Origin of the sequence: Streptomyces sp. NPDC024017 (assembly GCF_040638895.1) — a bacterium.
Lineage (GTDB): Bacteria > Actinomycetota > Actinomycetes > Streptomycetales > Streptomycetaceae > Streptomyces.
The window spans coordinates 136,760-149,014 of record NZ_JBEZYZ010000016.1; the positions used below are offsets into that span (position 1 = coordinate 136,760).

The 12,255-nt window shown below is 71.9% G+C and carries 10 protein-coding genes; 1 reads left to right on the forward strand and 9 read right to left on the reverse strand.

Annotated elements, in window-relative coordinates; translation table 11 throughout:
- Positions 1-58 precede the first annotated feature (58 nt).
- The 8 genes from AB0G20_RS34995 to AB0G20_RS35030 all read right to left on the reverse strand — a co-directional run bounded on the left by AB0G20_RS34995 (position 59) and on the right by AB0G20_RS35030 (position 9,117).
- Positions 59-634, reverse strand: coding sequence for a helix-turn-helix domain-containing protein (locus tag AB0G20_RS34995; RefSeq protein ID WP_361309619.1), 576 nt, complete (start codon positions 632-634; stop codon positions 59-61).
- Positions 635-781: 147 nt separating this feature from the next.
- Positions 782-1,819 (reverse strand): LacI family DNA-binding transcriptional regulator, encoded by a 1,038-nt coding sequence (locus AB0G20_RS35000; protein WP_361309622.1) that lies wholly within the window; start codon positions 1,817-1,819, stop codon positions 782-784.
- A 57-nt stretch (positions 1,820-1,876) separates the two neighbouring features.
- Positions 1,877-2,281: a VOC family protein gene (locus AB0G20_RS35005; protein ID WP_248501496.1), complete on the reverse strand. Its 405-nt coding sequence runs from the start codon at positions 2,279-2,281 to the stop codon at positions 1,877-1,879.
- Between the two features lie 82 nt (positions 2,282-2,363).
- The gene (locus AB0G20_RS35010; protein ID WP_361309626.1) at positions 2,364-3,380 is read right to left on the reverse strand and encodes a 1-aminocyclopropane-1-carboxylate deaminase; all 1,017 of its coding nucleotides are present in this window, start codon (positions 3,378-3,380) and stop codon (positions 2,364-2,366) included.
- Between the two features lie 47 nt (positions 3,381-3,427).
- Positions 3,428-4,069, reverse strand: a complete 642-nt coding sequence (locus AB0G20_RS35015; protein ID WP_361309629.1) for a GntR family transcriptional regulator — start codon at positions 4,067-4,069, stop codon at positions 3,428-3,430.
- A gap of 92 nt (positions 4,070-4,161) precedes the next feature.
- Positions 4,162-5,745 carry a TROVE domain-containing protein gene (locus AB0G20_RS35020; protein ID WP_361309632.1) on the reverse strand — a complete coding sequence of 528 codons (1,584 nt, stop codon included), beginning with the start codon at positions 5,743-5,745 and terminating at the stop codon, positions 4,162-4,164.
- 345 nt (positions 5,746-6,090) lie between these two features.
- Entirely contained in the window at positions 6,091-7,545 is a 1,455-nt protein-coding gene (locus AB0G20_RS35025) for an alkaline phosphatase PhoX (protein WP_361309635.1), read from the reverse strand.
- 153 nt (positions 7,546-7,698) lie between these two features.
- On the reverse strand, positions 7,699-9,117 hold the full coding sequence (locus tag AB0G20_RS35030; protein ID WP_361309638.1) for a hypothetical protein: 1,419 nt from the start codon (positions 9,115-9,117) through the stop codon (positions 7,699-7,701).
- A gap of 312 nt (positions 9,118-9,429) precedes the next feature.
- Between AB0G20_RS35030 and AB0G20_RS35035 the strand changes: the two genes are divergently transcribed.
- Positions 9,430-11,259 (forward strand): endonuclease/exonuclease/phosphatase family protein, encoded by a 1,830-nt coding sequence (locus AB0G20_RS35035; RefSeq protein WP_361309641.1) that lies wholly within the window; start codon positions 9,430-9,432, stop codon positions 11,257-11,259.
- Between the two features lie 53 nt (positions 11,260-11,312).
- Here the strand turns inward: AB0G20_RS35035 and AB0G20_RS35040 are convergent, their stop codons facing one another.
- Positions 11,313-11,999: an antibiotic biosynthesis monooxygenase gene (locus AB0G20_RS35040; RefSeq protein ID WP_361309644.1), complete on the reverse strand. Its 687-nt coding sequence runs from the start codon at positions 11,997-11,999 to the stop codon at positions 11,313-11,315.
- Positions 12,000-12,255: the final 256 nt, after the last annotated feature.

The following is a 12,255-nucleotide window of genomic DNA, read 5'->3' on the forward strand; positions in this document are numbered from 1 at the left end:
CCACCGGCCTCCGGGGACGCCCCCTTGCCAGGGGGCGTCCGGCGTCCGGCCGGCCACGTCAGCGGCGCCGCGCGCCCAGCCCCTCCATCAGCAGCGTCAGGTACCGCCGGATGTGCCGGCCTTCCCCGTCCGCCAGCTCCGACGCCGTCGCCACCCCGTGAGCCAGCCGCAGCACGTCGGCCGGCTCGACGTCCGCCCGCAGCGTGCCCTCTTCCTGCGCCGCCCGGACCAGCCGCCCGGCCGCGGCCTTGACCGAGTCGCCGCAGGCCGTGGCCATGGCCGGGCCGCTCTCGGTGACGGCCGGGCCGAGCAGGGCCTTCAGGCCGCGCATCCTGATCAGTCCCGCGCCGAGCTCGTACAGCCACTCGACCAGCGCCTCGCCTGGCGGCAGTTCGGCCGCGAGCGCATCGCCCCTCGCCGCGATCGCCTCGACGCGGTCCAGATACGCGGCCTCCAGCAGCGCCTGCCGGGTCGGGAAGTGCCGGTACAGCGTGCCGGAGCCGACCCCGGCCCGCTTGGCGATGTCGTCGAGCGAAGCGCCCTCCCCGTGCTCGGCGAAGGCCTCCACGGCGACCGACAGCAACCGCTCGTGGTTGCGCCGGGCATCCGCCCGCATGGGCCTGACCTGCGCCACGCGACCACTCCTTCACCAACCGGGGACTCTCTCCGCACCTTACCGAGAACGGCGCCCCGCGAGCCGGACGGAGACCGGGCCCGGCCCTCTCACCTCTTCGAAGGGAGCGGGCGCGACTGAGCCGCCGAGGGCCGGGCGGCGGGAACGTCAGGCGGAGTCACGCACCACGAGTTCGGGTGTCACCCATGCGTCCGCGCCCCGCAGGGGCTCCTCGCCCGCGCGCAGCCGGGCCACCTGCTCCACGGCCAGCCGTCCCAGCTGCCGCTTGTCGATGTGCAGGGTGGTCAGGGCGGGTTCGACCAGCTCGCCCAGCGAGAGGCCGTCGAAGCCGAGTACGGCCAGGTCGTCCGGAACGCTCCGGCCACGGCGGCGGGCGGCGCGCATCGCCCCGACCGCGATCAGGTCGTTGAAGCCGAAGACCGCGGTGATGTCCGGCCGCGCGGTCAGCAGCCGGTCCATGCCGGCCTCGCCGCCCGCCACGCTGTGCTCGGGGCACACCACGACCCAGTCCTGGTCGACCGGCAGGCCGAGCCGCCGTGCCTGCTCCAGGAAGGCCTCTCTGCGAGGGCCGGGGCCGTGGACGCCGTCCAGCATGCCGATCCTGCGGTGCCCGGCGCGGAACAGGTGGTTCAGGCCCTGCTCGACTCCGGTGGCGGCGTCGATGCCCACGGCGGCGAAGCGGGTCTGCTGCGGGCCGCGCTCCAGCAGCACCAGCGGTACGCCTCCGAGGTGCCGGGTGAGCACGTCGTCCGGGTCCTTGAAGTAGCCCACGACGGCGTCCGCCTGGTGGGAGAGCACGTCGAGCGCCTCCCGCTCCCTGGCCTCGTCGATCCGGGAGTCCCACACGACGACCTGCCAGCCGCGCTGCTCGGCCGCCTCCAGCACCCCGGCGGCCACCTCGGGGAAGAACGGGTTGCGCAGGTCCGGGATGACCAGGCCGGCCGTCACCGCGCCCTTCTGGACGAGTCCACGCGCGAACCGGCTCGGCCGGTAGTCCAGGAGCCGCGCCGCCTCCAGGACCCGCTCCTTGGTGCCGGGATCGATCTCACCCTTGTCGTTGACCGCCCGGGAGACCGTCTGTCGTGACACCCCGGCCAGGCGGGCGACGTCGTGGATCGTGGCCCGGCGCCGGGCACCGTCGGGCCGCTCGGCACTCGGCTCCGCACGCTGATTGTCCGTCCACACGTTCAGCACTGTATCCGGCACCCGAACCTGCCCGGCAGGGGCGAAGGGACGGGCGCCTCAGCCGTCGAGCTCGGTGAACAGCGTCAGCTGGAGGGCGCCCGGGGCTTCGAGGCGGGAGTTGAGGGAGTTCCAGGGGGTGCGTGTCGGCTCGGCGACGACCTCCGCTCCGGCGGCGGCCAGCTTCGCCGTGGTGGCGACGGAGTCGTCCACCTGGAAGGCGACCCGGATGTGCCCGGCCACCCGCCGCCCCACCTCGACCTCGTCGATGAACGCGGCATGGTTCGGGTCGGTCAGCTCCAGGGTGGCCCGCCCGGCGTCGAGGATCGTGACCCGCCCGTCCTCCGAGGCGAACGCACCCTGCTCGGTCAGGCCGAGCACGTCCCGGTAGAAGTGCAGCGCGGCGTCGTAGTCCTCGGCGGTCACGACCAGGCGGAGTTCGCGAACGGCTGGCTCGTCGGACATGGCGGGCTCCTCCAGGGCGTCGGTTGACCGGCACAACCCGGCGGCGGGCCGGATGATTCCCGTACGCGGCGGGAGCGGCCGGTCAGAACAGCGCGCTGTACGCGTTCAGCGCCGGCTGCCCTCCCAGGTGGGCGTAGAGCACCGTGGCGTCGCGGCCGATCTCGCCCCGCGACACCAGGTCGATCATCCCGGCCATGGACTTGCCCTCGTAGACGGGGTCGGTGACCATCCCCTCCGTCCGGGCCGCGAGCCGCATCGCCGCCAGGGTCGTCTCGTCGGGGACGCCGTAGACGCCCGCGTGGTAGCGCTCGTCGAGTTCGACGTCGGACTCGGTCACCTCGCGCCCGAGGCCGATGAGCTGCCCGGTGCGGTGGGCGATGCGGGCGATCTGGCCGCGGGTCGCGGCCGGCTTCGCCGAGGCGTCGATGCCGAGCACCCGCCGGGGCCGCCCGCCCGCCTCCTCCAGCGCGGCGAACCCGGCGACCATGCCGGCCTGGGTCGACCCGGTCACCGAGCACACCACGACGGTGTCGAAGAAGACGCCCAGCGCCCGCTCCTGCTCGGCGACCTCGTACGCCCACCCGGCGAAGCCGAGGCCGCCGAGCGGATGGTCGGAGGCACCGGCCGGGATGGCGTACGGCTTCCCGCCGCCCTCCTCGACCTCCCTGAGCGCCTGCTCCCAGCTCTCCTTGAAGCCGATGCCGAACCCGGCCTTCACCAGCCGCACGTCGGCCCCGGCGAGCCGGCTGATCAGGATGTTGCCGACCTTGTCGTACACGGCATCGGGCCAGTCCACCCAACTCTCCTGTACGAGCACGCACTTGAGCCCGGCCCGGGCGGCGACGGCCGCGACCTGGCGGGTGTGGTTGGACTGCACGCCACCGATCGACACGAGCGTGTCGCAGCCCTGGGCGAGGGCGTCGGCGACCAGGTACTCCAGTTTGCGGGTCTTGTTCCCGCCGTAGGCGACACCGGAGTTGCAGTCCTCGCGCTTGGCCCAGAGGGAGGCCCCGCCGAGGTGCGCGGTGAGCCGCTCCAGGGGGTGGACGGGCGAGGGCCCGAAGAGCAGGGGGTAACGCTCGTACGAGGAGAGGGACATGGATCCTCCGGGGTCGGTCGATCGATGCCGGCCGGTAGGGGCCGGCCTCAGTCGGCGAGCTCCTCCAGGCCTCGCCAGATCTCCGCCGTGACGAGGACCGCCTCGTCCACGTCACCGGCGGCACAGGCCTCGATCAGCCGCTCGTGCAACCCGGCTGAACGGCAGCTGCCGCCCTCGCCGAAGCGCCGTCGCTCCAGACGGCGGATGAGCGGGGTGTAGCGGGCGACGGTCGCGGCGGCGGCGCGGTTGCCGCTCACCCGGACGAGGACGTCGTGCAGTTCGTCGTCGGCCCGCAGCGCCGCGTCCACGTCTCCGTCGCCCACGGCGGCGGCGAACCGCTCGTTGGCGGCGCGCATCGCCGTGATGTCCGCGGCGCCCAGCAGGGGCACGGCGACCCTCGTCACGAGTTCGTGCAGGGCGCCCACCACGGCGGCGGCGTCCCGGACGTCGCCGGTCACCAGGGGCGTCACCCGCGTGTAGCTCTGCGGCTTGCTCTCCAGCAGCCCCTCGTCCACCAGTCGGGAGAACGCCTCCCGCACCGGCGCCCGGGACAGCCCGAGCCGCTCCGCGAGTGCGGCGTCCCGCACCACCGCGCCGGGTTCGATCTCCCCGGCGACGATGGCGTCCCGGATCGCCGCGTACGCGCGGTCCCTGAGCAGGGTGCGGGGTACCGGCCGGATGGCTTCCATGAACTGAAATGTTAGATGTCAGTACGCTGCCCGACAAGGGACGCGTACAAGACCGTGGCCCGCACTCCCCACGCGGTGCGGGCCACGGTCCTTCAGGCCGCCCAGGGCCAGTCGGCGTCCCGGGAGGCCTCGATCAGCGGAACCATCCGGAAAGCGGCGTCCGAGAGCCCTCCGAACGTGTGCCGGTGACCCGTGCCCGACGGACCGTGGCCCGCCCGGTACCCGGCGAGGTTCCAGGTGTAGACCGGCACGTCGGCCGGGACCTGCTCGGTCGGGTCGCCCCGGTGGTGGTGCGTGTACTGCTCGTCGGTGACGATCAGCACCCGGTCGTGCTTCTTGTAGTGCCGGCGCACCGCCTCCGTGGTGTCGGTGCCGCCCAGGTCGCCGAAGCGGTCCAGGATCTTCAGCACCGACTCGCCCCGGCGGAACTCCACGCGGTCACTCGTCGAGCCGAACTCGACCAGGTCCGCGCGCTCCGCCCGCAGCGCGAGCGCTGTACCGAAGATCGCCGCCGCGTCGGCGCGGGTGAGCTCCGAGCGGTCGGACAGCCGCGACCAGAACATCGACCCCGAGCGGTCCACGAGCACCAGCGTCCGGCCGGGCAGCGCCGGCACGTTGGCCAGCGAGTGGCCGAGCGCCCGCTCCAGGGCGTACGACCAGCGCAGCGACGGCGCGTGCTGGTAGGCGGCGAGGTACCGGAAGGGGAACTGCCGCGAGCGCGCGACCTCCGCCGGGTCGCTGATCCGCGCGGCGACCCGCTCGGCCACCTCGTCCGAGACACCGGCCTCGTCGAAGTTCCGCAGGTTGCGTATGAGCGCCATGGTGCCCATGGACGGGATCACGGCCTCCCAGGCCGCCTTGTCCATCGGACCCTGCAGCCAGCCCGCCAGCGCCTCCCACGTCATCCCGGCCGCGGCCAGCCGCTCGGCACCGCCCTCGGCGGTCACGACCGCACGCCGGTCCTCCACGGGCAGCGCCATCAGCTCGCGGTGCGCGGTGAGAACGTGGTCGGACGCGGGCGGCACTGCGGTGTCCGGGTGGTGCCGGCGGTCGAGGGCGTACCGGAACAGCTCGCCCTGCCACGGCTTGTCCGGGTCCGGGGCCGCGTGCACGAGGTTGAGGATGTCGCCGAAGCGGTAGCCCTTGGAGGCGGTGTCGTACTTCAGCAGCGCCTTGCCGTGGTACAGGCGGCGCACGGCGTCGGCGATGCCGCGCTTGACCGGCTTCGGCACGTTCCGCCCGTACATCGAGGTCCAGTACGCGAGCAGTTCACCGGGCTCGTCGGGCCGCTGCAGGACGGAGGCGACGACCTGCCGGTTGGACGGGCCGTCGGTCGCGCCCGCGTCCAGGCGGGCCTTGACGTACTCGGCGGCGCCGACGACGGAGGCCGTGCGCAGGTTGCCCTGCCCGCGCAGCCAGCCGAGCAGGCCGGCCGTCCACTCCGGGTCGGTGACGGCGAGTTCGCGCACGAGCTTCGCGAAGCGGTCGTCGCGGTCGTCGCCGGTCTCGTAGAAGGTCTGCTGGGAGACGAAGTTGGAGACGGCGAGCAGGAAGAGTTCGGAGCGGGCGTCCCGCTCGCGGCCCCGGCCGCCCTCGTAGGTGCGCAGCACCCGCCCGGTGGACGTCACGCGCGAGACGGGACGCGCGCGGGCTGCCTTGGAATTGAATCGCGCCATGGTGAATTCCCCCGAATTCGTTCGTGTTTCCGGGGGAGACGCTGCATGCAGGAAAAGAGGTGGGTGCCCGAGGACAGAAGTCGGCGACGGACTAATTCAGATGCTCTACCCACTTGAGCTACAGCGACCCGAAGTCACTGACGGGACTCGAACCCGCAACCCTCTGATCCCAGGAAGTAACCGTTGCCTTCGCACCGGGCACCCACCACATGCTGCGCCTCCCGAGATCAAGTCGGCGGCGGCGTCGGATTCTTTGGAAGAGAAGTAGCCGCTGCCATCGCACCGGGAGGTGCGTGACGTTGTGATCTCACTGTAGGAGGCGCGACTCCGGAACTGCGAGCGAATTTATGACCGCTTCTGGCGCTTCCAGGGGCCGGTGATGGCGAGCAGGATGCCCGGGTCCTGGATGTTGGCGTAGAGGGTCTTGCCGTCGGGCGAGAAGGTGACCCCGGCGAACTCGCTGTACTCCGGCTCCTCTTCGGTGCCGACGTTCAGGTCGTTCCGGGCGATCGGGTACGTGCGGCCGCTCTCGGTGGCTCCGAAGAGGTGCGAGACGCCCTCGCCGTCCTCGGCCAGCACGATGCCGCCGTACGGGGAGACGGTGATGTTGTCGGGGCCGTCGAACGCGCCGTCCTTGGACGGGTCGGGGTTCACACCGAGCAGCACCTTGAGCGTCAGCGTGCGGCGCTTGGGGTCGTAGAACCAGACCTGGCCGTCGTGCCGGACGGGGCTCTCCTCACGGGCGTAGGAGGAGACGATGTAGGCGCCGCCGTCGCCCCACCACATGCCCTCCAGCTTGCGGGCGCGGGTCACCTCGCCGTCGGCGAACTGCTTGCGCACGGGGGTGGTGCGGGCGTCGCGGTCGGGGACGTCCACCCAGTCGACGCCGTAGACCGTGCCGATCCTCGTGGCGCGGGAGAGGTCGTCGACGAACGTGCCGCCGGAGTCGAAGCACTTGGGGGCCTGGAGGACACCGGCGTCGTCGGCGAGCTCGCGGAACTTCCCGGGGCCGTACTCGAAGCCCTTGGGCGGGGTCCAGCGGAAGAAGAGGCCGTTGGGGCCGGAGGCGTCCTCGGTGAGGTAGGCGTGGCCGCGCTTGGGGTCGATGACGACGGCCTCGTGGTCGTAGCGGCCGAAGAACTTCAGCGGCTTGGGGGCACGGTTGGCGCGCCGGTCGCAGGGGTCGACCTCGAAGACGTAGCCGTGGTCCTTGGTCATGCCGTTGACGCCGGCCTTGTCGGAGTTCTCCTCACAGGTGAGCCAGGTGCCCCAGGGGGTGCTGCCGCCGGCGCAGTTGGTGGAGGTGCCGGCGATGCCCACCCACTCGGCGACGCGTCCGTCGGGGCGTACCTCGACGACCGTGCAGCCGCCGGCCGCGGCCGGGTCGTAGACGAGGCCCTCGGTGAGCGGCACCGGGTACTTCCATTTGGCGCGCGGGCCCTTCAGCTCGTGGTTGTTGACGAGCAGGACGGTGCCGCGGGGGCCGTCGAAGGTGGCGGTGCCGTCGTGGTTGGACGGTGTGGGCTCGCCGGAATCCAGCTTGGTCCTGCCGCTGTAGGTGAGGATCCGGTACGTGAAGCCGGCGGGCAGGGCGAGGATGCCCTTGGGGTCCGCGACGAGCGGCCCGTACCCGACTCCGTGCCGGGCGTCCGCCGCCTCGTCCCCGGCGCCGTCGGTGTCGGTGTCGTAGGACGCGAGGGCGTTCGGCGCGGTGGCGAGGGCGCCGACACTGCCCGCCAGCGCGACCCCGGCCCCGGTGATCGCGGAGTTCCTGGCGAAATCCCTACGGGTGAGCGACATGGCGTCTCCTGTGACGGTGGGAATGCCGTGGAGGGTGGCGGACCTCCTTCGGCGAAACCGTCCCGCTCATCCATGAACGCCGGTTGAACAACACCCCAGGGGCGCGGGGAACTGCGCGACAAGCCAAGGCGGCGCCGCACCCCCAGAACAGGATCAACCCCCCTGTTGCGACCTCGCCTTGAAGGCAGCCTTCCGCGCTTCCTTGGCGACCTTCTTGTCGGGATGCAACCGCCCCATCGCCTCCAGCACATCAGCCGTGGCCGGATGATCAACCCGCCACACGGCCGCGAAAAACCCACCGTGCTGCTGCGCGAGCCCCTCCACCAGCGCCCGAAGCTCCTCGGAGTTCCCCTCCGCGGCCAGCTGCGCAGCCACCGTGTCGATGGTCAGCCAGTACACCATCGCCTCGGAAGGCGCCGGCACATCCACCGCACCGTGCTCGGTCAGCCACACCCGCGCGAGCCCGCCGAGCTCGGCGTCGTCGAGGACCTCCCGCAGGGCGGGCTCGGCCGAGGCACCGACGAGCGACAATGCCTGCTGACACCGCAGCCGCCGCAACGGCGCCCCGGCATCGGAGCCCCGGGCCGCCGCCAGCAACTCCCGTGCCGCGGCGAGCGATTCCCGGCGCTGAAGCCACTGCTCGGTCTCCGCCTGCGCCGCACCGGGCGGGAACCCCGCCGTGCCGTCGAGCAGCGCGTCGGCCCCCTTGTCCGTGAGGTCCCCGACGGCCGGTGCCTCGAACCCGGCCTCCATCAGCCGCGCCCGCATGCCGTACAGCCCGAGCGGGGTGAGCCGGACCATGCCGTACCGGGAGACGTCGGTGTCGTCGACGGGCGGCGCGGGCTCCTCGTCGGCGTCGGCCATGAGCGCCTCGTCCACGGGCTGGTACTCGACGAGCCCCACCGGCTCCAGCATCCGGAACTGGTCGTCCAGCCGCATCATCGCGTCGGACACCTGCTCCAGGACGTCGTTGGTGGGCTCGCCCATGTCGCTGGGCACGATCACCGAGGCGGCCAGCGCCGGCAGCGGCACCGGGGCGCCGCCGGGCGTGTCCTCTCCGGCGGTCAGCAGGTAGAGGTTGCCGAGCACGCCGTCGAGGAACTCGGCCTCGGCCTCCGGGTCCCAGTCGAGGGAGGAGAGGTCGACCTCGCCGTCCTCGTCCACGAGTCCGTCCAGGTCGGGCACGCTCGCGTCGGCGAGCACGGTCTCCAGGGCGGCGAGCCACACGGCGAGCACGTCGTGCGGCGAGCCCCCGGTGAGCAGGGCCAGGTCCTCACCGGCCGTCACGGTGCCCTCTTCCTCGTCGACGACCTCGACGAGCCCGGCGTCCACGGCGACCCGCCACGCCTCACTGGCGTCGGCGGCGGCGTCGTCCCCGCTCAGCCCGAGCGCCTCGGCGGCCACGGGCACCTGTTCGTCGACGAGCCCGCCCCCGGCGTCGACCCGGGTGTCCGGCCCGGCCCAGCGGGCGAGCCGGGCGGCCCGGGACAGCAACGGCGTGGACAGCGCGTCGCGCGCCAGCTCCGCTTCGGTGTGCAGCCGCACCGGCGGCAGGGGGGAGCTGTCTGACATCGGCTGTTCTCCTAAGCGCGCCTCAGGTTACTCAGCCGCTCAGCCTAGACGGATTTCCACCCATGCCGCCTACTTCATCTCCTCGTCAGCCGCCGTACATGGCCGAAACCTTGACAAGTGGCGTGACCAGGCTGGAGATTGACGCGCGTAGAAGTCGGCGGACACTTGTTCACCGGGCCGGCCCCACCAGGTCCACCCGTCCATCGCGATCTACGCGCGTCACCGCATCCGCCCCACAGGTAGCGGCACCAGCCGTTCCACACGTCTCCGCCCTCGTCCCGGCGCCCTGTCACGTCCCCGGAGGGAAACCCGTTGCCGAGCAAGTCGTCCGCGCGTCTCGCCGCGCTCACCGTCGCCGCCGCGTGCTCCGCGGCATCCACGATCGTCCTCACCACTCCCGCGCACGCGGAGTCGGTCCGCATCCACGACATCCAGGGCAGCACCCGGATATCCCCGTACGCCGGGAAGCAGGTGACGGACGTGGCCGGAATCGTCACCGGTGTCCGGACCTACGGCTCGTCCCGCGGCTTCTGGATCCAGGACCCGAGCCCGGACGCCGACCCGGCGACCAGCGAGGGCGTCTTCGTCTTCACCAGCTCCACCCCGAAGGGTGTCGCCGTCGGTGACTCCGTCACGGTCAGCGGCACGATCTCGGAGTACGTCCCCGGCGGCTCGACCTCCGGCAACCAGTCGATCACCGAGATCACCAAGCCGACGACCACGGTCGTCTCCAGCGGCAACGCGCTCCCCGCCGCCACGGCGATCACCTCGCGCTCGGTCCCCGCCGCCTACGCGCCGGCCGGCGACACCGCCGCGAACGGCTCGGTCAACGCGCTCCCCCTCAAGCCCTCGACGTACGCCCTGGACCACTACGAGGCGCTGGAGGGCATGTCCGTCCGGGTCGCCGACACCCGCGTCGTCGGCGCCACCGACCCGTACACCGAGCTCTGGGTGACGGTGAAGCCTCACGAGAACCGCAACCGCCGCGGCGGCACGGTCTACGGCTCCTACGACGCCCAGAACACCGGCCGCCTCCAGATCCAGTCCCTCGGCCCGACGGCGGACTTCCCGAAGGCGAACGTGGGCGACACCCTCACGGGCACCACCGCCGGCCCCCTGGACTACAACCAGTTCGGCGGCTACACCCTGGTCGCGAGCGAGCTGGGCACCCTGAAGAGCGCGGGCCTGGAGCGGGAGACGACCCGCAAGCAGCGCTCCTCCGAACTCGCGGTCGCCACCTACAACGTCGAGAACCTCGACCCGACCGACGACACGTTCGCCGCGCACGCCTCCGCGATCGTGAACAACCTGCAGTCGCCGGACATCGTGTCCCTGGAGGAGATCCAGGACAACAACGGCGCGAAGAACGACGGCACGGTCGCGGCCGACCAGACGCTGACCAAGCTGATCGACGCGATCGTCGCGGCGGGCGGCCCGAAGTACGACTGGCGCTCGATCGACCCGGCCGACGGCACCGACGGCGGCGAGCCGGGCGGCAACATCCGCCAGGCGTTCCTGTTCAACCCGGAGCGGGTCTCCTTCACGGACCGCGCGGGCGGCGACGCCACGACGGCCACCGACGTGACGAAGATCCGCGGCAAGGCGCATCTGACGCTCAGCCCCGGCCGTATCGCCCCGGCGGACGAGGCCTGGAAGAGCAGCCGCAAGCCCCTGGCCGGCGAGTTCGCCTTCCGCGGCCGCACGGTCTTCGTGATCGCCAACCACTTCAACTCCAAGGGCGGCGACCAGGGCCTGACCTCCCAGTACCAGCCGCCGTCCCGCAGCTCCGAAACCCAGCGCCACCAGCAGGCCACGCTGGTGAACGCGTTCGTCAAGGACATCCTCGACACCCAGAAGAACGCGGACGTCATCACGCTGGGCGACATCAACGACTTCGAGTTCTCGCAGACCGCGAAGCTCCTCGAAGGCCGCGGCGAACTGTGGTCGGCGATCAGGTCGCTGCCCAGGAGCGAGCGGTACTCCTACGTCTACCAGGGCAACAGCCAGGTCCTGGACCAGATCCTGATCAGCCCGTCGATCCGCCGCGACTGCGACTTCGAGTACGACAGCGTGCACGTCAACGCGGAGTTCAACGACCAGATCAGCGACCACGACCCGCAGGTCCTGCGCTTCCGGCCGTGACACGCCGTGGGGCCGGCCCGGGTCTTCCGCCCGGCCGGCCCCACGCATGCCGGTCAGTCCGGCACCAGCCCCAGAGCGTGCTCGTACCGGCTGCCGGTGCTCCCCTTCATCCCCGGGTACGCCCGCACCCGCTCCCACGCCTCGCTCGCCGGGGCGGCCAGCGCCCGGTCATAGGCCTCGGCGCTCTCCCACTCCGCGTAGTTCAGCACGTGCCCGCCATCCGTACTGAGATGGAAGTGAGCGGAGAGCAGCCCGGCGTGCCCCTCGGGGTCGTCGTCCAGTGCCTTCAGCACGAGATCGACCCACTCCTCGCGGCGCTCCTCCGCCCCGGCCTCGAAGTCGACCCGCACCGTGACGATCAGACCCGGCACCCGGGCATCCCCGGCAGCGCGCTCCCGGCTCCGGTACCGGCGGTACCGCCCGAGCCCGACCCTCTCGATCCCCGGCACGGCGGTGTCGATCTCGTCGACGCGTTCCTGCCGGTGAGCTTTGACGAAGGACTCGTAGGCCTGCTCAGCGGTCCACTGCGAGTAGTGCATCAGGGTGGACCCGTCGTGCCCCGCGTACACGTGATACCCCAGCAGATCCCTGGCGGGCCACGGCCGCCGCTTCCAGGTACGCCCGATCGCCTCCACGGTCTGCCGCTGCCGCTCGGGGGTGCCCACCCGCCATGTGCTGAAGAAGGGGGCACCGATGCGGGGGTCGGTGAGGTCGGGGTGCTGCTCGGTTCGACGGCTCATGAACACTCCAGTCGTAGCGCCGGTCGCGAACACACCCCACCTTTCAACCTCGACCAAGCTTGAGGTCAAGCGGATGCAGGGCGACGCGGCGCTGCTGCTGGAACGGGGGTGGCGCAAGCCACGACGCGCCCGCACCCGCGCACGGCGAGAAGGGGCCGTGTCGGGGGGTGTCCGCCCGCAGCGGTTGGCGCGTCAACGAACAGTCAGTCGGCACGCAACCCCATCGCGCCGTTCCGAGGACGGACACCACCTGGGT

Coding starts and splice junctions, on each gene's coding strand:
- AB0G20_RS35005 (WP_248501496.1), bottom strand. CDS start 2,281: ATGTCCGACGAGCCAGCCGTTCGCGAACTCCGCCTGGTCGTGACCGCC.
- AB0G20_RS35010 (WP_361309626.1), bottom strand. CDS start 3,380: ATGTCCCTCTCCTCGTACGAGCGTTACCCCCTGCTCTTCGGGCCCTCG.
- AB0G20_RS35015 (WP_361309629.1), bottom strand. CDS start 4,069: ATGGAAGCCATCCGGCCGGTACCCCGCACCCTGCTCAGGGACCGCGCG.
- AB0G20_RS35020 (WP_361309632.1), bottom strand. CDS start 5,745: ATGGCGCGATTCAATTCCAAGGCAGCCCGCGCGCGTCCCGTCTCGCGC.
- AB0G20_RS35025 (WP_361309635.1), bottom strand. CDS start 7,545: ATGTCGCTCACCCGTAGGGATTTCGCCAGGAACTCCGCGATCACCGGG.
- AB0G20_RS35030 (WP_361309638.1), bottom strand. CDS start 9,117: ATGTCAGACAGCTCCCCCCTGCCGCCGGTGCGGCTGCACACCGAAGCG.
- AB0G20_RS35040 (WP_361309644.1), bottom strand. CDS start 11,999: ATGAGCCGTCGAACCGAGCAGCACCCCGACCTCACCGACCCCCGCATC.